Source organism: Parapedomonas caeni (genome assembly GCF_041060555.1).
Lineage (GTDB): Bacteria > Pseudomonadota > Alphaproteobacteria > Sphingomonadales > Sphingomonadaceae > CAUJIW01.
The window spans coordinates 14,240-30,198 of record NZ_JBEUDS010000032.1; the positions used below are offsets into that span (position 1 = coordinate 14,240).

The window sequence follows — 15,959 nt, forward strand, 5'->3', positions numbered from 1 at the left end:
CTCGCACAGGGCAAGGTCGATGTCGCGCTGGCGCAGCGCGCGCTCGGCCCCGGCGGCGGTGAGCGTGCCGTCAGGGCCGGTCGGGAGCGGGGTGCGCGTGCAGGGCTGCAGCGCCACCGCCGGGGGCGGCGGCACCTTCCAGGCCAAGGGCAGCGGCGCTGGCCTCGATGGACTGCACGCGCCCAGCATCAAGGCACAGCACAGCGCCGGCAGGGGTGGTCTCATGGGTGCGGGCCTCCTCGAGCGAGTGGATGATGATCGGCTGCAGCTTCTCGCGGGTGAGGGCATGGGCGGTGCTCGCCGCGCTCGCCCGCGCTGCTGCAGCAGCCTCGAGCGCAGTGATCTGCCGGGTCTGCGCCTCGAGCGCGGCCTGCCAGCGCGCCGCCGCTTCGGCCGCGGCGCGGGCCTCGCCTTCGGCCTTGCGCGCCGCCCCGAACTGCCAGAGCACGAGCGCGGCCAGCGCCAGCAGGATGAGGCCGGCGCCCATCGGCAGCAGGCTGCGCCACGGGCTCACGGCTCGCCCGCCTCGCCCCGGTCGGCCCCGGGGCGCTCCCACAGCAGCATGGCAGCGAGGCTGGCGAGCGCGGCGGCCGCGGCGGACCAGACCTGCCACTCGGCCTCGGAGATCCCGAGCGCGAGCGCGAGGCCGGCGAACCCCGCCCAGGTCGAGGGTTCGCGCATGCGATTGACGAGATAGCGGATCATGGCAGTCTCCATCGGCGCCCCGCCGCCAGCCCGGCGGGGCGCAAGGTGATGAGGCTTGGCTGGAAAGAGGGTCGAAGACCGCGCTCAGCCGCGCGGATCGGGATAGCGCAGCATCGCATCCTGCCCCGGCACGTGCGGCTCACCGCGGAAGTTGAGCACGTTGGCGAACTTGTCGCGGCAGGTGGCCAGCGCCTTGTCGCAGCCGGCATGGAGGATGAAGCCATCGCCCACGGCGATGTCGCGCCCCATCGGCTCCCACAGCTCGATCCGCCCGCCCACCTGGCTGCGCACCTCGCAGCGCCGTCCGGCATTGGCGCCGCTCGTCCAGACGAGCTCGCCATAGTCGGCCCAGCCGTCGGGCTTGCCGAGGCCGGAAGCCTGGAACACCCGGTTGTCGCTCACCGCGCCGAGGCTGCCATCGGTGAGCGCGGTGACGACGGCGCTTGCGGCATGGGCGGCGCGGCTCACCCCGCATTGGGGCGAATAGAGATCGACCCGGCATTCGGGGCTGTAGCTGTCGATCACCGGCTGCTGGATCGCCTGGGCGAGCCCGCGCAGCTCGGCGCGGAAGGAGCCGCCCGCCGCGCTCACCGTGCCGATCCGCCCGCGCCGCACGATGGTGCGCGGCAGATCGGGCGCGCTCCAGTCGATCACGAACAGCTCGACCGCGGCATGGTCATAGACCCCGGCGAGCAGGTCCGCGGCGGTGATCGCCTCGGCATCGAGCGCGCCCAGCAGCTCGACATCGCCCACCGACATGTCGGCGGCCGAGGCGATCTGGCTGGCCGAGAAGGCATTGGCGGGCTGGTAGGCGAGCCCGTCCACCACCAGCGGCCGGTCGTGCGAGGTGAACCCCAGCACCACCCCGTCGGTGCGTTCGATCCGCCAGCACTGGGCAAGGTGGGTGAGGCCGCCCCACAGCTTCCAGTCGCGCCGGTCGAAGGTCCAGCCGTCGCGCATCACCTGCTCGCGGCTCCAGACGAACACCTCGGCCGGCCCCTCGCGGAAGGCGCGCCAGATCGCCCGGTCGGTCTCGTGCCAGATCCAGGTGGTCTCGGGCCTCAAGGTGAACCCGGCGAAGTAGTGGATCTGCTCCTTGGGATAGCCGAGCACCCGGGTGGCGAGCAGCCAGGTCAGACGGGCAAGATCGTGCCGCGCCTCGGCGATCCAGTCATAATCCTCGATCTGCAGCACGTCGAAGGCGGGATGCTGCCAGTCGGCCTCGGGGAAGTTGAGCGTGCGCAGCATCGGCGCATCCTCGCGCAGGATCTGCGGGGTGAAGACCAGCAGGTGGCTGCGCCCCTCGCTCCCGTTGCTGCCGCCCCGGCCGAAATATGCCTGCGTCTCGATCGCGCCCGCGCCGGGGCTGTCCCAGGCATCGGCCCCGCCGCGAAAGCGCCGCTCGATCTGGGGCATGCGCTCTGCGGCCCCGGCCCCGCGCACCGCCTCGACCAGCCAGCGGGTGGCGACGCCCAGCTGGTCGCGGCACCAGGCGAGATAGGGCAGATGCTGCGCGGCGGGCTGGCCGAAGATGGTGGCGAGCCGCGGCGTCGGCACCGCCTGGCCGGTCGCCGCGGTGTAGGCCGCCTCGGTGGTGGCATCGTAGATGTGCGGGGCGTGATTGCCGAAGCTGCCGTCCCACCACCACGGCTCGCCGATCTGGAAGTGGCGCGGCGCGCCTTCCGGCAGCAGGTCCAGCACCGCGAGGAACACCGCGCGCAGCCAGGCCAGCGCCTGCGGATGGGTCGGCGCGATCAGGCTCGAGGGCGGCTCCCAGCCGGTCGTGGCCATGGTGCCGTCATGCGCGCGCTGCGCCCAGGCCGAGGGCATGAAGCGGGCGAGGATCTCGAAGGAGACCGAGACGATCACCGTGTAGCCCAGGGCGTGCAGGCGCGCGAGGAAGTCGGCAAGCCACTGCACCGTCGGCGCGTTGAGCGGATAGGCGCCCGCATCGACCACGTGGCGCTGTTCCCCCGCATCCCAGACGAGCGCGTGGAACTTGGAGATGCCCATGTAGAGCACGTAAGGCCCGCGATAGCCCAGCGCGTGGACCTGGCGCGCCAGCCGCTCAGGGGTGAAGGGATAGGCGTTGTCGAAGCCATCGGCCATCCTCAGGTCGTGCGCGTCAAGCGGGGCGCTGCGCAGCGGCAGGGTGCTGTTGGGGCCGGAGACGGTGATGTTGGTGAGGCTCACCTCGGCCTGCGCCTCGCCGAGCGGCTCGGGCTCGGCGGTCTCGACGAAGGCCTCGGCCCCGGCCGGGATCGGGGTGCCGCCGCCGGTCACCAGCGGCGGGGTGATGGCGAGGGTCTGCACCGGCCCGCTGGTGGCGGAAGTGACGGTATAGGCCGGGACATCGGGATGCGAGCCGAGGATATAGACCCGCGCGCCCGGGGCGATCGGTCCGCCATCGCCGACGTTGAGCGTGATCGTGCTGGTCCCCGGTGCCGCCGGGGCGGCGAGCGCGCAGTCGCCCCGCCCGGCGGCGAGCGGCTGCAGCGAGATGAACAGGCGCTTCACATCGTGCCAGGGCACTGGCGCATCGGCGTAGAAGCCGCCGCGCGTGGTCTCGTCGAGCACCATGCGGATGTGGCAGGCATCGGGCGTGCCGCTGGTGGCATAGTTCCACAGCCGCACGTAGTGGGTGCCATTGCGGTATGTCTCGACCGTGAGCGAGACCGATTGCAGCCGGTCCATTGGCCGGATGCCAGAGGAGAACCAGTCGAACTCCAGCACGCAGCCGCGGCAGTCCCGCGCGCGGTGGTAGGCGAACAGGCCGTGGTCCGCCCGGTCCTCGGTGTGCCAGATCAGGCCGGCAAGGTCGCGGTTGGTGCGGAACACCGCGCGCACTCGCAGCGCATCCGGCCCGGTGGTGATGACGCTCGCCATCATCGGCAGCGGAAAGTCGACCGTCCAGTATGCCGGCTCGAAGCGGCGGATCGTGGCATCGGCCTCGGCGCGGCGCGGCCAGGTGACGAGGCGGCTCATTCGCGGATCTCCACGATCGGGATCTCGTCGAAGCGCATCACCCCGGGCACCGGCGCGCTCGCCTCGAGCCGGTCGGTATCGAAGCGCGCCGGCACGTCGAAGGCAAAGCCCGCGCTCACCGCCACGCCGGCCGGCACGGGACTGTCGAAGATGACAAGACCGGTGTCGTGCGCGACCGTGAACCCGGAGGCCTGCTCGATCCCGCCCAGCGCCACGCGCACGCTGCCCGCCACGGGGCGGGTGATGCGGCGAATATGCGCGCTCGGCCCGCTGCCATAGGTCTTGATCAGCTGGAAGAACTGCCGCGCCCCGTCGCCGGTGCCGAGCAGCTGGTCGGTGGGCGAAGGCGCGGCACGAACGCTGCACGACTTCCAGTCGGACCAGTCGCGCAAGCGAAAGCCCCGCGCCCGCCCGGCCCGGGCATGGAAGAAGGCGAGCAGCGCCTCGTGATCGGCAAGGGTGCGCACCCCCGGCGCCACGTTGAAGCGCCGCCGCGCCCCGGCCCAGTTGCGGTTGCGCTGCTCGAAGCCCGATGCCACCTCTGTCACCTCGGTCGAGAACTCCGGCCCCGCACTCGAGCCGATGGAGATGCCGATGGGAAAGAGCACGTCGTCGAAGTCGGTCATTGGGCTCGGTTCTCCCGACTGACTCGAGAGGGCTTGGCGCGCATCGTCATATTCGATATCATGATATCAAAAGGAGGCATGCGATGGCTCAACTGGTGGTTCGCAATCTCGATGAAGAGGTCAAACGGCGGCTGCAGAAACGGGCCCGGCGCCATGGCCGCAGCACGGAAGAGGAAGTGCGCTGCATCCTGCGGCGTGCGGCACTTGAGGAGGATGTGCCCGACATCCCGCTCGGTTCGCGCATCGCCGCCCGCTTTGCCGGCCTGGGACTCAAGCAGGACATTCCCGAGCTGCGCGGTGAGATGGCACAGCCAGCCGTGTTCGACTGATGATCCTGCTCGATACCAACGTCGTCTCGGCTCTGATGCGCGACGAACCGGATCCGGCGATCATTGCCTGGCTCGACAGCTTGCCATCCGGCTCGATCTGGACCTCGACCATCACGGCCTTCGAAATCCGCTTCGGCATCGAGCTTCTGAGCGAGAGCCGCAGGCGCCGTTCGCTTGAGGAAGCCTTCGACCTGGTTCTGGCTTCCGACCTCGAGGGACGGGTTCTTCCCTTCGACGAGGGTGCAGCCGATGCCGCTGCCCGCCTCGCCGCGCGCAGGCGTCAGCAAGGAAAGCCGATCGAAATCCGTGACGTGCAGATCGCCGGCATCGCGCTGGCGCGCAAGACCATGCTGGCGACGCGTAACGTCAGGCATTTCGAGGATACCGGTGTGAACCTCGTAAATCCCTGGTCCGTCTTGCCTTGACCGAGCCTCAGACCCCCCGCCGCCCCTCGCTGAGCATGCGCGCGAGGCGGGCGCCGGCCTGCGCGGCTGAGCGGCGCACCTCCTCGCGATTGCTCACCGGCCCGTTGAAGTTGATCACCACATCGCCCGCTGCGGCCCGCTCGGAGAGCTGCCCGGCGAGCTTGGCGGCCTGGCGGCGGGTGAGCACCACCTCGCCGCGCTCGAGGATCGCGGGCACCTCGTGCGGGCCGAGCCCGGCCACCCCGCCGCCATGGAGCCGCGGCGCGGCAGCGAAGGCAAGCGCGGGCACCCGCCGCATCGGCGCGGGCGCGCCCACCACCCCGCCGGCATGGAAGATCGAACCGAACAGCGAGCCGAAGAGGTTGCCAAGATCCAGCCCTTGCGAGAACATGCGCGCGAGCGGCTCGGTCACCGCCTGGCGGAACACCAGCCGGGCGAGATCGGCAAGGATCGAGTCGATCAGCCCGCGAAAGTCGAGCTTGCCGGTGGTCACGAAGCGGGCGAAGGCATCCTCGGCCGAGCGCAGGGCGCCGGTCAGCGCCTGGCCCAGCCCCTTGCCCCAGTTGGCCGCCTCCTCGGCATAGCGCGCCAGTTCCTCGCGTACCGCCGCCCAGCCGCGCGCGGCCTGCTCGGCCGCCTGCGTGATCACCTCTCCGGCCTCGCGCGAAGCACGCCCCGCGCGCTCGGCCGAACCCTCGGCGCCGCCGCCGGGCTCTCGGCCAGCCGATCCGCCGTTGCCGCCCCCGGCCGCAGCCGCATTGCCGCCGCCACCGATCGCCTCGAGGCGCTCGTCGAGCATGGCGGCGGCCTCGCCAGCCTCGCCGATCCTGCGGTCGGCCTGCTGCATCGCCTCGCCCAGCGCCTCGAGCGCGGCGAGCGGCGCGAGCGCCTGCGCGCGCAGGGCATCGGCGCGGGCAAAGGCCGCATCGCTTTGCTCTCGCGCCTCGCCCGCCATGCGCCCCATTCCTTCGGGCATGGCGAAGGGATCGTCGGCGAAGGCCTCGGCAAAGGCGCGCCTTGCGGCACTGCCGGCCCGCGCCGCGGCCCCGGCGAAGCGGTTGTCGATCCGCGGCAGGTCGATCTCGGGCACCAGCGCGATGCGCCGCTCGGAACCCAACAGGTCGAGCCCGGCATTGGCCGCCGCGAGCAGGCGGTTGATGCCGCGCACGGCGGCGTTCAGCATCCGCTCGAGCGCCCCGATCAGGGCATTGGCGGCGCGCACCGCCAGATCGCCGAGCGCCTGCGGCAGGCGCTGCCAGATCGCAATCGCGGCAGTCAGCGCGGCCTCGAACAGGTTGACCGTGCGGTTGGCGAAGGCCACCACGCCGCGCACCGCGCCATCGAGCGCCTCGAGCACCGCGGCGCGGATCGCGTGCCAGACCGCGGCGATCCGCTCTCCGGCCACCTCAGCGAGGAGGCCCATGCGCTCCCACACCTCGCGCGCGAGATCGCCGAGCAGCGCCAGGGCCTCGCCGAAGCTGCCCGCGCCCTGCACGAGCCGGGAGAACTGGTAGACCAGCTCGCCCGCCGCCACGATCACGAGGCCGATGCCCGTGCGCGCCAGCGCGCCGCGCAGCACCACCAGCCCGGTGGCAAGGCTGCCGGTCGCGAGCGCGGCCGCCGCCAGGCTCGCCACCCAGCGCCCGGCCATGAAGGCGGCCAGGACAAGCCCGGTCGCCACCAGCCGGCCGATATTGTCGATCAGCAGCCCGATCGCCTGGCCCACCACGCCGCTGCGCCGCGCCAGCGCGGCCAGCCCATCGGCGATGGCGATGAGCACCGGGGCGGCGGCCACGGTCAGCTGGTTGACCAGCCCCTGCCAGACCAGCTGCAGCCTTGCGATGGCATCGCCCGCCTCCTCGATCGCCGCGGCATCGCTCTGGGAGACCGCCACGCCGAAGTCGGCGACGTCGCGGGTCGCCTGCTGGAGCGTGGCCGTATCGATCCGCATGAATGCCAGCGCGGCGCGGTTGCCGAACAGGTCGCTCGCCACCGCCGCCCGCTCGGCCGGCGGCACGAAGCGCTCGAGCGCCTCGCGGATGGCGATGATGCGCCGATCGACCGGCAGGGCCTGGAGCGCGGCGGCCGAAAGGCGCAGGCGCTGCAGGGCGCCCACCGCTGCGCCGCTGCCGGCCGCCGCCTCGCTCAGGCGCCGGGTGAGCTGGAAGGTGGCCTGCTCGATCTCGCCCATCGACACGCCGGCCAGCTCGCCCGCCCATTGCAGCGTCTGCACACTGGCCACCGTGGTGCCGATCGATTGGGCAAGCTTGGCTTGGCTGTCGATGAGCTCGAGGCCGGAGCGCACCATGGTCACCACACCGGCGGCAAAGGCCGCGGCCATGGCGGCGGCCGCGATCCGGATGCGCGCCTGCAGCGCGGCCGTGCGCTCGCCCGCCGCATCCATCCCCCGCGCAAGGCGCTGCGTGCTGCGCTCGCCGGCCTCGCCGATCCCGGCCAGCTCCGCGCGCACCTCGCGCCCGCCCACCACCGCAAGCCGAACCGAGACGCGTTTGTCAGCCATGGGTCGGGATATCCTTGCCTTGTCAGAATGCTTTTCTTACGTTCCTTTGATCGATCAATCAGGAGCAAGCCGATGGCCGAGACCGCAACCCTTTCCTCGAAGTTCCAGATCAGCATCCCCAAGGCGATCCGCTCGGCCCAGCACTGGCGGGCGGGGCTGAAGTTTGCCTTCATTCCCAAGGGCTCGGGCATCCTGCTCATGCCGGTGCCGAGCAAGGCGGACCTCGAAGGCATGGCCAAGGGCGCCAGAACCGAGGATTTCCGCGACCGGGCGGACAGGACCTGATGATCCTGGTCGATACTTCGGCCTGGATCGAATGGCTGGTCGGCTCGGCAACGGGAAAGCGCCTTGCCCCGCTGCTGCCGGAGCCGGATCGCTGGCTGGTTCCCACCATGGTCCAGCTCGAGCTTGCCAAATGGCTCACCCGCGAGGTTGACGAGGACGCGGCCGATCGCACCATCGCCTTCACCCAGACCTGCCAGGTCGTGACGCTCGACACCCACATCGCGCTGCTGGCAGCCGAGCTTTGCCGCGAGCATCGTCTGGCCACCGCCGATGCCGTCATGCTGGCAAGCGCGCGCATCCATGGCGCGCGCCTGCTGACCTGCGATGCCCATTTCGAGGGTCTCGATGACGTGCAATTCTTCGCCAAACGCCCCCAATAGGTGTCTGCTCAGCCCCTCTCCGCGGCCATCTGCGCATTGATCCCGCGCACCATCATCGCCTCGATCGCGGGCAGGAACTCGGCCGCCGCGCGGGCATCGATGCCGAGCGCCTCGGCCATGGCGAGCGCGGCGGCGAGGTCGAGGCCAAGGACCGCGCCCGGCACGGCGCGCAGCTGGCCGACGAGGCGCTGCGCCAGATCCCAGACCAGAGCGCCCTCGAGCGTGTGCGGTCGGTTCAGGACGGCAGGGCACTGGGCGCAGGTGGTGCTGCAGGCGCGGCAATAGCGCTCGCCTCCGCCGAAGTGCCACTCGGCGAGCCGTGCGAGGCGTTTTTTTCCTCCTCCAGCAGCAGGCCCTTCGCAACATAGCCGAGCTGGAAGGCCTCGAAGAAGGGCAGGAGGTCGAGCAGGGCATCGAGGCCATCGCCGCTCACGGCCAGGGGATTGCCATCGGCATCGCCCACCCCTTCCCAGTCGCGCACCGCGAGCCGCGCCAGCGCCTTGGCCATGGCCACCGCAAGCGCCTCGTTCGAAGCGCCCTCGCCAAGGCCGGCGACCAGCGGATCGCTGCGCGCGGCGGCCATCAGCGCGGTGGTGAGCGGCGCGACCAGCAGGCGCACCCCATGGCCGAGATCGAGCCAGAACGGCGCGCGGGCAAGATCGAGACGGATCATCGGGAACACTCCTCCTTACGCATAGCTGGCGACATCGTTGAGCAGGCGGGCGCGCAGCATGGTGCCCTCGGCCTCGTCGAAGGCGGCGCGCCACTCGTAGCGGGCCTCGACCCCGCCGGGGCCGCTGATCGCGTATTTGCTGCGCGGCAGGAACACCCGCGGCAGCTCGAAGCGCAGGGCATAGCCCTCGGGCATGGTGAGGCCATATTCGAGCGCGACCGGATCGCCATCGCTCGCCTCGCCCATGAGCGTCGCCCCATCGAAGCGCAGCGCCAGCGTGCCGCTGGCGGTGGCCAGCGTCGGATCGGCGGCATCGATCTTGCCGTCATCGCGGATCGTGCGGATACGCTCGAGACTGTTGGAGAAGGTGAGACTGCCGCCGGTGACCCCGGCGAGCGGCTGCCCACCGCGGCGCACGAAGCCGCGCGCCTGGGCGAAGCGCCGCGGCGCCCAGCTGGCGGGCGCGGCATCGACGGTGGTGGCGGAGCGCTCCTCGCCCTGCGCCACCAGCTGCAGGCGGGCATTGGCCGGGCCGTCCTGGCCGAGCTCGAACTCGATGCTTTCGGCCATGGTGCCGAGATGGCGGAAGAACACCGGGGTGGTGAGCTTGGGATGGCCGATCTCGATCGTGTGGCTCGGGATCTCGTCGGCCCCGCTCTGCCAGAGGTGCTCATGCCCGCCACCGGTGAGCCGCGGACCCGAGGGCGAAGCATGCGAGGCGGCGATGGTGAAGGCATTGCCAGAAGGCCCGGCCGTATCGAAGACGATCTCGAGCCGCTGGGTGCTGGCCGGACGGCTGTAGGTGCACTTGCTGATCTCGGGATTGGCCGAGGCGTTGAGATTGGTGACCAGCTGGTCGATGGTCTGGGTCACGGTCGCCTGGATCTGGGTCTGCAGCGCCCCCGGCGTGCCGGTGACGAAGGTCCACACCACCCCGTTGAGCGTGATCGTCTGCCCCGCGGCAGGGTTGGCGGCGAAGGTGATCGATCCGCGCGCGGCCACATTGCTGGTGACGGGCAGGCCGAACAGCGCGGTCAGCCAGAAGCCGGTGCCGCGCAGGTCGATCGGCACATCGATCTGCCCCTCGTCGGTGACGAGGCCGCGCCAGGGATCCTGCGCATTGCGCCCGCGCCCGAGCAGCGGATCCTCGCCGAGCGGCTGCATCGCGGACAGGTCGGTCGAGCGGAAGTCGAGGCTGCGCCAGCCGCTCGATGGCATCACGCCATAGCTGGTCTCGCGGGCGATCTTCAGCGTCGCGTCCGCGCCATAGGCACGCAGTTTGGGCATGGGTCATCTCCGGCAGGACTGGGGGACGGGAATGCCGCGCGGGCCATGCGCGCGCGGGACAGGATTATTGTTCCAAATCATGTGCTTGGTGAGTTGATAAGCAGCGCGGACAGAGCGAACAGGATGACACGCCGCGAGTTGCGGACGTGCATCGCAAGGGAGACCAAGCCATGAGCCAGACCACCACCGCCCGCCATGAGGCCCGCGCCGACGGGGGGTGCGCCGACGGGGCCCGCCGCAATCAGCAACAGGCCCTTTCCGCCTTCATCGCCGTCAAGGCCGAGATCGACACGCTGCTGGGCCAGCTGCGGGCGCTGAGCGACGAGCACTTCCATGCCGCGCCCGAGAGCGTGAACTGGGCCCATGTCGGCAGCATCGCCCACGCCCGCAACCAGCTGCGCGAGGTCGCCCGCTTCCTCGGGATCGAAGGCTGAGAGGCAGGGAGACCAAGCCATGCCCCGCTATGTGGTCACAATCGAAAGCCGTCGCCGCAGCCGCGAGCTTGCGGCTTTCAGCGACCATATCGACGCGCGACGTGCGCTGCATGAGGCGCTCGAAGCAGCGTCCGCCTCGTCGCGCCGCACCATCCACGGTCGGGTGACCGACAGCCAGACCGGGGACGTCATCACCCATGGCCGGGCATGGAATGGCTGGGTCGGGTTCATCTGACAGGACAGGGAAGGAACAGCATCATGAAACTCTCCGACACGCAGCTCGTGGTGCTCGCCGCAGCCGCGCAGCGCGAGGATGGCAATCTCCTGCCGCTCCCCGCCAGCCTTTCCGGCGGCCTGCGCGCGCGCAACGCCGCGCGGGTGGTGGAAGCGCTCAAGCGTCGCGGGCTGATCGCCGAGACCGTCACCAAGAGCTGGGCCAAGGCGGATCCTGCGTGCAACGCCTTCTGGCGCAACGACGAGGACGGCCGCGCCACCCTGCTCCACATCACCCACGCAGGCCTTGCCGCGATCGGGATCGCGCCGGAACCGGAACCGGATGGCCCGCAGGAGACCAGCGCCGCGCCCGATGCCGCAGCGCCAACGGCGACTGGCTGTCCGCACTGCGATGGTGCGGGCCGCCACCGGCATCAGGCCGGCACCGAGCTGGAGCACACCACCCGCTGCCATGTGTGCGATCCCGAACCGGAGACCGCAACGGTCAACGCCCCGCCTGCCGCTGCGCCGCCGCGCCGCGTTCGCCAAGGCACCAAGCAGGCCGCGCTCATCGCCATGCTCGAGGCGCCCGAAGGCGCCAGCGTGGCCGAGATCAGCGCCGCGCTGGGCTGGCAGCCCCACACCGTGCGCGCCGCGCTCTCCCATGCGCTCCCCCGCCGCCTCGGCCTTGCCGTCTCCTCGCAGAAGGAGGAGGGCCGGGGCCGGGTCTATCGTCTGGCAGCGGCAGGCTGAGCCATGGCCAAGGCCAAGCTGCACGACCGTCTGCTCGCCGCTCTCCTCGCCGCGGGCGAGCGCCGTGTGCCCGAAGCGGCCACGCAGCGCACCACCGTGCCCACCTGCAGCCATCCCAAGGCGCCGCAGGGCTGGCACTACCACGTCGGCCACGCCGGGGCCCTGCGCGTCGGTCCCACCGCCAGCGCCAGCCGCTAGGGCGAGCGAGACGCTCAGGGAGACGCTGCTCGGGATCGTGCGGCTGAAGCAGGTGGACTCCGACGGGCTGACTCGACAAGCCTGACTTGACATGTCAAGCAAGGCTTGACAGGGTGGGTCATGGAGATCGAAAGCATCGTCCACAAGGGCCTTCGCCGTTTTTTCGAGACGGGCGATCCCAAGGGCCTTGTCGGCGATGTCGCGCGGATCCGGCGGATGCTCGCCTTCATCGATGCTGCGGCAAGCTTCGAAGAACTGGCGCTTCCGCCCAATTTCGGGTTGCATCCGCTCAGCGGCGACAAGGCCGGACGCTGGGCCATGAGCGTGACCCGCAACTGGCGGCTGACCTTTGTGAAGCGCGATGCCTACACCATCGCCGAAGTCGATCTGGAGGATTACCACTGATGGCGCTTTCCATGCATCCCTCCTTGGCGGTTCATCCCGGCGAATGGCTGCGGCACGAGGTGCTCACGCCTTACGGGGTGAGCATCAATCGGCTGGCGCGCAGCTTCCATGTCTCGCGCCAGGCGCTGAGCAGCCTGCTCAACGGGCGGGCCGCGCTGTCGGCCGAGATGGCGATCCGCTTCGAGAAGGCCTTCGGTATCCGGGCCGAGACGCTCATGCGCATGCAGACGGCTCACGACATGGCGCGTGCCCGCGCACGGGCCGACGAGATCGTGGTCGAGGACCTGCGCCCCGCGGCCTGATCGCTCATGGACGTTGCCGGGACATTGCCTTATGACGCCGCCGCACCTCCGGTGGTTTCGACCGCTGGGCGCGGGGCCTCTTCGGGAGGCCCCTGCTTTTCGGGCCTCATGACGCGCCCATTCTGCCCAATTGCCTGACCGTCTGCCGCTCAGCCGCCGAGCGGATCGCTGACCAGATATTCGGCGGTCAGCACGATCCTCGCGCTGAGCAGCGGTGCGGCGCCCTCGATGGCCAGCACGCCGATCTCCGGGGCGGAGGGGACGAGCGTCTCGGCCAGCCCGCCGAGCGTCTCGTCTGCCGTGAGCGCGGCGCCGATCGCGCCAAGCAGGGCATCGAGCCCCGCCTCGCCGCCGCCACCGGCAGGCTGGGACATATAGGCCTCGAGCTCGATGCGGTGGCGGTACCATTCGCGCCGCGGGTTCAGCGTCACCTCGGGCTCGCCGGGCTCGCCGTCGCGCAGGATGACGAGCCCCTCTGCCGGCACCTTCTCCGGTAGTGCGGCATTGCGCCGCACCGGCGCTGACAGCCGAGCGCCGAGCTGCGCGGCGAGCGCGGCAAGGATGGCCTCCCGCTTCGACATGGCATCTTCCCGATCGTCGTCAGTTCCAGCGCCGCACGATGCGGTCCTCGAGCCGGGCGATCCAGCGCTCGGCCGCGCCGCCCACATCGAGCCGTTTGCTGAGGCGCACCTGCGGCACCAGCACGAACAGCACCACGCTCACCAGTCCGTGACCGGTGCGCATCGCCGTAGTACTCGCGCGGGCATAGCCGCCGCGCCGGCCGCTGCGCGCGCGCAGGTTCTCGCCGACCAGCAGCGCCGGCCGGCCCGCTCGTCCCGGCACGAAGCGCAGGGGCTGGCCCATGCGCTGCTCCCACAGCCGCGGGGTCAGCCGCCGCCCGCCGGCACGCATCGCCCTGGCCGCCTCGGTCGGAATGGCAAGGAAGGTGGCATGCCGCGCGCGGATCAGCGCGCCCTCGGCATGGCCGCGGATGATCAGCGGCGCCTTCGACCACACCAGCCCCGCCGCCCCGAGGCTCGCCTCGCCCTTGGGCCAGACCTGTCCGCGCCAGGTGCGCGCCAGCCGCGTTCCCAGCCCCGCGCCTGTCACCTGCGCGCGCAGCTCGTCCTTGAGCCCGCCGGTCGCCTCGGCGACGGCGCCGCTCACCGCCTGCTCGGCCGCGGCGACCTCCTCGGCCATGATCTGCCTGAGATCGCCGATGGTGGTAAGCTCAAGCCTCATGGCCCGCGCAGCTCCGCCGTCCAGACGAGGCGCTCGGCATCGCCGAGCGGTTCGCCCTGCACGATCCACGTCTCGCCTGCGACTTCGATCGTGTCGCCGGCAGAAAGCAGCGGCACCTCGGCCATGCGCAGATCGGCAAGCGCGGTCGGCGCGTGCAGGCGGGTCTCGCCCCAGCCAACCACCCGGTCGGGACGGCGCAGCACCACCCGCACCGGCACAGGCGCACCGCTGCCGCCCGCCCGCCAGAGGCCATCGCGCGCAAGGTTGGGATCGGCGAAGAGATCGTCGATGGCCTCCGCGAAGGGGCTCATGCTCAGTTGCTCGAGAAGATGCGCACCGCGAGCCGCGGGCGCTTGTTGACAGGCAGGATCGACGCCTCGGTCTTGACCTCGATCGCACTGCCATCGGGCCGGGCGATCTGCCGCGCGTAGATGGGCAAGCCGACCGTATTCACGGTCTCGATCAGGTTGGCAGGCGCACCGTAGGTGACGAAAGTGTCGAGCGTGCCAAGCGGGAAGGCGATGCCTTCGCCGGAGGGGATCAGCGTTTCCGTTGCGCCGGTCGAGAGGGTGACGGTGGCATTGTACTCCTCGAACACGATCCCGGCGAAGGGGAAGCGCCGGCGCGTGTCCTCGCGCAGCGGCTGCGCCCCGGTCGAGGAATAGTACTTGTAGGCCTCCTCGACCTTGGCGTGACCGATCAGCCTGTCGAAGAACTCAGGACTGACGAGCGCGAGCACACCGGTCATGGTCTCGCCCTTGAGCTCGGTCTCGATCTTCCTGAGCACGTCGCGCACCTTGCCCTGGACCTGGGTGCCGGCGGTGCCGAGCAGGAAGTCCGTCTCCTGCTGCGCCAGCCCGAACTCGGTGAAGTAGTTGTAGAGCGTGGTGCCGGCGCCATCCCTGACGATGCCGCGCAGCGCGTTGACCTCCATGTACTCGCGCGTCTGGGCGTGCTTGACCCGCATGCGGGTGAGCTTGCGCTCCATGAGGGTGGCGAGCGGATCGGCGGCGTCGGCGACGCCGAAACCGCGCACGCCCTGGATATCCTGCGGCGTGATCACGTCGTCGTGCGGGATCCAGGGCACCGTGAAGGAGCGCATGGAGCGCGTGTCGCGATTGGCGACGGTGGCGGGACCGCCCAGCGGCACGGTGGGCAGGAGGTTGAGCACGCCCTCGGCCTGCTCGATGACGACGGAGCGCTGGGTGATGCCATCGAAGCGGAACAGGCCCATCTGCCCGAGCCGGGTGTAGACATTGGGCAGGATGTTGATGGCCTGGGTCATCTCGGCGAGCGAGTAGCCGCCCGCGTCGAACGGGTTGATCATGGCGACCATGGGGTCGGGTCTCCTTGGGATTGAACGGGCATGAAAAAGGCCCCGAAGGCGGACGCCTCGGAGCCGGTCAGAGAGTCAGAGGGGAAACGTGAAGATCAGGCGGTGTCGCGCGGCACGATGCCCGCAGAACTCAGTTCGGCGTGTTTGGCGGCCGCCTTGGCCGCGTCATCGACGGAGGCGTCGAAGACGAGCGCCGCCCTGGAAACGATCGCGGGCCCGCGGGCGATGACGAGGCCGGTCCTGTCACCGGCCGTGGCGTCGACCGCCTCGGTCAGAACGGCGCTTGCGACTTCCGCGCCCTCGTCACCGACAACCTGGGCCGCCGGCGCAAGTCGGTACTTGCCTGAGGCGGTGATCCGCCCGAGCACGGAACCGAGTGCATAGCTCGTTCCGGCCTTGAGCGTGACGGTCTCGCGGCAGTAGCTCGCGTTGAGCTCGTATTTGAGCAGGTCGCCGAGGGTCGGCGACATGGTGAGAACGGTCATGATGATCCTCCTTGTCGTCAGCTGCGGTTGGCCGAGGCGCGCTCACGCGCACGACGCACAATGGGGCTTTCGCCGCCGTTCGAGGCCGGCGAGCCGGCCGGTGACGGCCCCACGGCGACCACAGAGCTCGCCTCGGCGCGTGCCGCGAGGGCATCGAGGATGGAGCTTCGCAGCGCGTGCGGCGCCACCCCTTTCGCCATGGCGTCGGCGGCGTCGATGGCGACCCCCAGCCGGGCGCCTTGGGCGGCGATGGCGGCGATCTCCGCATATTCGGCGCGCAGCCGCTCGGCCGTTTGATCCGTCTGCGCCTCCGTCGCCTCCGGCGGCGCGGCGGGCGCCGCTGGTTGCGGCGTTCCGAGAGTTTCCGGATCGGAC

Annotated in this window: 24 protein-coding genes; 10 read left to right on the plus strand and 14 right to left on the minus strand. The window is 70.7% G+C overall.

Annotation, left to right across the window (positions count from 1 at the left end; all coding sequences use genetic code 11):
• Positions 1-70: 70 nt before the first annotated feature.
• The 4 genes from ABU113_RS15775 to ABU113_RS15790 all read right to left on the minus strand — a co-directional run bounded on the left by ABU113_RS15775 (position 71) and on the right by ABU113_RS15790 (position 4,316).
• On the minus strand, positions 71-514 hold the full coding sequence (locus ABU113_RS15775; protein ID WP_188236026.1) for a hypothetical protein: 444 nt from the start codon (positions 512-514) through the stop codon (positions 71-73).
• Positions 511-705, minus strand: a complete 195-nt coding sequence (locus ABU113_RS15780; RefSeq protein WP_188236027.1) for a hypothetical protein — start codon at positions 703-705, stop codon at positions 511-513. Before ABU113_RS15780 ends, ABU113_RS15775 begins: the two co-directional genes overlap by 4 nt.
• A gap of 84 nt (positions 706-789) precedes the next feature.
• On the minus strand, positions 790-3,690 hold the full coding sequence (locus ABU113_RS15785; protein WP_188236028.1) for a non-contractile tail sheath protein: 2,901 nt from the start codon (positions 3,688-3,690) through the stop codon (positions 790-792).
• Positions 3,687-4,316, minus strand: coding sequence for a DUF2460 domain-containing protein (locus ABU113_RS15790; RefSeq protein WP_086620089.1), 630 nt, complete (start codon positions 4,314-4,316; stop codon positions 3,687-3,689). Before ABU113_RS15790 ends, ABU113_RS15785 begins: the two co-directional genes overlap by 4 nt.
• Before the next feature lie 83 nt (positions 4,317-4,399).
• Between ABU113_RS15790 and ABU113_RS15795 the strand changes: the two genes are divergently transcribed.
• On the plus strand, positions 4,400-4,645 hold the full coding sequence (locus tag ABU113_RS15795) for a FitA-like ribbon-helix-helix domain-containing protein (protein ID WP_188236029.1): 246 nt from the start codon (positions 4,400-4,402) through the stop codon (positions 4,643-4,645).
• The gene (locus ABU113_RS15800; RefSeq protein WP_188236030.1) at positions 4,645-5,070 is read left to right on the plus strand and encodes a type II toxin-antitoxin system VapC family toxin; all 426 of its coding nucleotides are present in this window, start codon (positions 4,645-4,647) and stop codon (positions 5,068-5,070) included. Before ABU113_RS15795 ends, ABU113_RS15800 begins: the two co-directional genes overlap by 1 nt.
• A gap of 7 nt (positions 5,071-5,077) precedes the next feature.
• Here the strand turns inward: ABU113_RS15800 and ABU113_RS15805 are convergent, their stop codons facing one another.
• Positions 5,078-7,591 carry a phage tail tape measure C-terminal domain-containing protein gene (locus ABU113_RS15805; RefSeq protein ID WP_336920622.1) on the minus strand — a complete coding sequence of 838 codons (2,514 nt, stop codon included), beginning with the start codon at positions 7,589-7,591 and terminating at the stop codon, positions 5,078-5,080.
• Positions 7,592-7,663: 72 nt separating this feature from the next.
• Between ABU113_RS15805 and ABU113_RS15810 the strand changes: the two genes are divergently transcribed.
• Both ABU113_RS15810 and ABU113_RS15815 read left to right on the plus strand, forming a co-directional pair.
• Positions 7,664-7,876: an AbrB/MazE/SpoVT family DNA-binding domain-containing protein gene (locus ABU113_RS15810; RefSeq protein WP_188236032.1), complete on the plus strand. Its 213-nt coding sequence runs from the start codon at positions 7,664-7,666 to the stop codon at positions 7,874-7,876.
• Positions 7,876-8,256 carry a type II toxin-antitoxin system VapC family toxin gene (locus ABU113_RS15815; RefSeq protein ID WP_188236033.1) on the plus strand — a complete coding sequence of 127 codons (381 nt, stop codon included), beginning with the start codon at positions 7,876-7,878 and terminating at the stop codon, positions 8,254-8,256. Before ABU113_RS15810 ends, ABU113_RS15815 begins: the two co-directional genes overlap by 1 nt.
• Positions 8,257-8,264: 8 nt before the next feature.
• Here ABU113_RS15815 and ABU113_RS15820 read toward each other — a convergent pair whose 3' ends face one another.
• The 3 genes from ABU113_RS15820 to ABU113_RS15830 all read right to left on the minus strand — a co-directional run bounded on the left by ABU113_RS15820 (position 8,265) and on the right by ABU113_RS15830 (position 10,216).
• A complete protein-coding gene (locus tag ABU113_RS15820) occupies positions 8,265-8,420 on the minus strand; it encodes a DUF7697 family protein (RefSeq protein ID WP_223181244.1) in 156 nt (51 codons plus the stop codon).
• Positions 8,421-8,491: 71 nt separating this feature from the next.
• The gene (locus ABU113_RS15825; protein ID WP_188236034.1) at positions 8,492-8,929 is read right to left on the minus strand and encodes a hypothetical protein; all 438 of its coding nucleotides are present in this window, start codon (positions 8,927-8,929) and stop codon (positions 8,492-8,494) included.
• A gap of 15 nt (positions 8,930-8,944) precedes the next feature.
• Positions 8,945-10,216: a phage tail tube protein gene (locus ABU113_RS15830; RefSeq protein WP_188236035.1), complete on the minus strand. Its 1,272-nt coding sequence runs from the start codon at positions 10,214-10,216 to the stop codon at positions 8,945-8,947.
• Between the two features lie 170 nt (positions 10,217-10,386).
• Between ABU113_RS15830 and ABU113_RS15835 the strand changes: the two genes are divergently transcribed.
• The 6 genes from ABU113_RS15835 to ABU113_RS15860 all read left to right on the plus strand — a co-directional run bounded on the left by ABU113_RS15835 (position 10,387) and on the right by ABU113_RS15860 (position 12,521).
• Positions 10,387-10,650 carry a hypothetical protein gene (locus ABU113_RS15835; RefSeq protein WP_036857850.1) on the plus strand — a complete coding sequence of 88 codons (264 nt, stop codon included), beginning with the start codon at positions 10,387-10,389 and terminating at the stop codon, positions 10,648-10,650.
• Positions 10,651-10,669: 19 nt separating this feature from the next.
• Positions 10,670-10,885 (plus strand): hypothetical protein, encoded by a 216-nt coding sequence (locus ABU113_RS15840; protein ID WP_027443820.1) that lies wholly within the window; start codon positions 10,670-10,672, stop codon positions 10,883-10,885.
• Positions 10,886-10,908: 23 nt separating this feature from the next.
• On the plus strand, positions 10,909-11,616 hold the full coding sequence (locus ABU113_RS15845; protein ID WP_188236036.1) for a DUF3489 domain-containing protein: 708 nt from the start codon (positions 10,909-10,911) through the stop codon (positions 11,614-11,616).
• Positions 11,617-11,619: 3 nt separating this feature from the next.
• A complete protein-coding gene (locus tag ABU113_RS15850) occupies positions 11,620-11,814 on the plus strand; it encodes a hypothetical protein (RefSeq protein WP_027443818.1) in 195 nt (64 codons plus the stop codon).
• Positions 11,815-11,934: 120 nt separating this feature from the next.
• Positions 11,935-12,219 carry a type II toxin-antitoxin system RelE/ParE family toxin gene (locus tag ABU113_RS15855; protein ID WP_027443817.1) on the plus strand — a complete coding sequence of 95 codons (285 nt, stop codon included), beginning with the start codon at positions 11,935-11,937 and terminating at the stop codon, positions 12,217-12,219.
• Positions 12,219-12,521 (plus strand): HigA family addiction module antitoxin, encoded by a 303-nt coding sequence (locus ABU113_RS15860; RefSeq protein WP_027443816.1) that lies wholly within the window; start codon positions 12,219-12,221, stop codon positions 12,519-12,521. The genes ABU113_RS15855 and ABU113_RS15860 overlap by 1 nt, the downstream gene beginning before the upstream one ends.
• Positions 12,522-12,670: 149 nt before the next feature.
• Here ABU113_RS15860 and ABU113_RS15865 read toward each other — a convergent pair whose 3' ends face one another.
• The 6 genes from ABU113_RS15865 to ABU113_RS15890 all read right to left on the minus strand — a co-directional run.
• Entirely contained in the window at positions 12,671-13,102 is a 432-nt protein-coding gene (locus ABU113_RS15865; protein ID WP_027443815.1) for a hypothetical protein, read from the minus strand.
• Positions 13,103-13,121: 19 nt separating this feature from the next.
• A complete protein-coding gene (locus ABU113_RS15870) occupies positions 13,122-13,763 on the minus strand; it encodes a DUF6441 family protein (RefSeq protein ID WP_188236037.1) in 642 nt (213 codons plus the stop codon).
• Positions 13,760-14,074, minus strand: a complete 315-nt coding sequence (locus ABU113_RS15875) for a head-tail joining protein (protein ID WP_188236038.1) — start codon at positions 14,072-14,074, stop codon at positions 13,760-13,762. The genes ABU113_RS15870 and ABU113_RS15875 overlap by 4 nt, the downstream gene beginning before the upstream one ends.
• 2 nt (positions 14,075-14,076) lie before the next feature.
• Positions 14,077-15,099 carry a major capsid protein gene (locus ABU113_RS15880; RefSeq protein WP_454560452.1) on the minus strand — a complete coding sequence of 341 codons (1,023 nt, stop codon included), beginning with the start codon at positions 15,097-15,099 and terminating at the stop codon, positions 14,077-14,079.
• 95 nt (positions 15,100-15,194) lie between these two features.
• Positions 15,195-15,584: a head decoration protein gene (locus tag ABU113_RS15885; RefSeq protein WP_454560453.1), complete on the minus strand. Its 390-nt coding sequence runs from the start codon at positions 15,582-15,584 to the stop codon at positions 15,195-15,197.
• Between the two features lie 17 nt (positions 15,585-15,601).
• The coding region (locus ABU113_RS15890; RefSeq protein WP_454560454.1) for a hypothetical protein at positions 15,602-15,959 on the minus strand (358 nt) is incomplete at its 5' end.

What these genes read in the sequence shown, in the direction of transcription:
- ABU113_RS15810 (WP_188236032.1), top strand. Translation starts at nt 7,664, where the DNA reads ATGGCCGAGACCGCAACCCTTTCCTCGAAGTTCCAGATCAGCATCCCC.
- ABU113_RS15825 (WP_188236034.1), bottom strand. Translation starts at nt 8,929, where the DNA reads ATGATCCGTCTCGATCTTGCCCGCGCGCCGTTCTGGCTCGATCTCGGC.
- ABU113_RS15790 (WP_086620089.1), bottom strand. Translation starts at nt 4,316, where the DNA reads ATGACCGACTTCGACGACGTGCTCTTTCCCATCGGCATCTCCATCGGC.
- ABU113_RS15795 (WP_188236029.1), top strand. Translation starts at nt 4,400, where the DNA reads ATGGCTCAACTGGTGGTTCGCAATCTCGATGAAGAGGTCAAACGGCGG.
- ABU113_RS15880 (WP_454560452.1), bottom strand. Translation starts at nt 15,099, where the DNA reads ATGGTCGCCATGATCAACCCGTTCGACGCGGGCGGCTACTCGCTCGCC.
- ABU113_RS15840 (WP_027443820.1), top strand. Translation starts at nt 10,670, where the DNA reads ATGCCCCGCTATGTGGTCACAATCGAAAGCCGTCGCCGCAGCCGCGAG.
- ABU113_RS15870 (WP_188236037.1), bottom strand. Translation starts at nt 13,763, where the DNA reads ATGAGGCTTGAGCTTACCACCATCGGCGATCTCAGGCAGATCATGGCC.
- ABU113_RS15785 (WP_188236028.1), bottom strand. Translation starts at nt 3,690, where the DNA reads ATGAGCCGCCTCGTCACCTGGCCGCGCCGCGCCGAGGCCGATGCCACG.
- ABU113_RS15865 (WP_027443815.1), bottom strand. Translation starts at nt 13,102, where the DNA reads ATGTCGAAGCGGGAGGCCATCCTTGCCGCGCTCGCCGCGCAGCTCGGC.
- ABU113_RS15860 (WP_027443816.1), top strand. Translation starts at nt 12,219, where the DNA reads ATGGCGCTTTCCATGCATCCCTCCTTGGCGGTTCATCCCGGCGAATGG.
- ABU113_RS15875 (WP_188236038.1), bottom strand. Translation starts at nt 14,074, where the DNA reads ATGAGCCCCTTCGCGGAGGCCATCGACGATCTCTTCGCCGATCCCAAC.
- ABU113_RS15885 (WP_454560453.1), bottom strand. Translation starts at nt 15,584, where the DNA reads ATGACCGTTCTCACCATGTCGCCGACCCTCGGCGACCTGCTCAAATAC.
- ABU113_RS15835 (WP_036857850.1), top strand. Translation starts at nt 10,387, where the DNA reads ATGAGCCAGACCACCACCGCCCGCCATGAGGCCCGCGCCGACGGGGGG.
- ABU113_RS15800 (WP_188236030.1), top strand. Translation starts at nt 4,645, where the DNA reads ATGATCCTGCTCGATACCAACGTCGTCTCGGCTCTGATGCGCGACGAA.
- ABU113_RS15845 (WP_188236036.1), top strand. Translation starts at nt 10,909, where the DNA reads ATGAAACTCTCCGACACGCAGCTCGTGGTGCTCGCCGCAGCCGCGCAG.
- ABU113_RS15850 (WP_027443818.1), top strand. Translation starts at nt 11,620, where the DNA reads ATGGCCAAGGCCAAGCTGCACGACCGTCTGCTCGCCGCTCTCCTCGCC.
- ABU113_RS15815 (WP_188236033.1), top strand. Translation starts at nt 7,876, where the DNA reads ATGATCCTGGTCGATACTTCGGCCTGGATCGAATGGCTGGTCGGCTCG.
- ABU113_RS15830 (WP_188236035.1), bottom strand. Translation starts at nt 10,216, where the DNA reads ATGCCCAAACTGCGTGCCTATGGCGCGGACGCGACGCTGAAGATCGCC.
- ABU113_RS15780 (WP_188236027.1), bottom strand. Translation starts at nt 705, where the DNA reads ATGATCCGCTATCTCGTCAATCGCATGCGCGAACCCTCGACCTGGGCG.
- ABU113_RS15855 (WP_027443817.1), top strand. Translation starts at nt 11,935, where the DNA reads ATGGAGATCGAAAGCATCGTCCACAAGGGCCTTCGCCGTTTTTTCGAG.
- ABU113_RS15805 (WP_336920622.1), bottom strand. Translation starts at nt 7,591, where the DNA reads ATGGCTGACAAACGCGTCTCGGTTCGGCTTGCGGTGGTGGGCGGGCGC.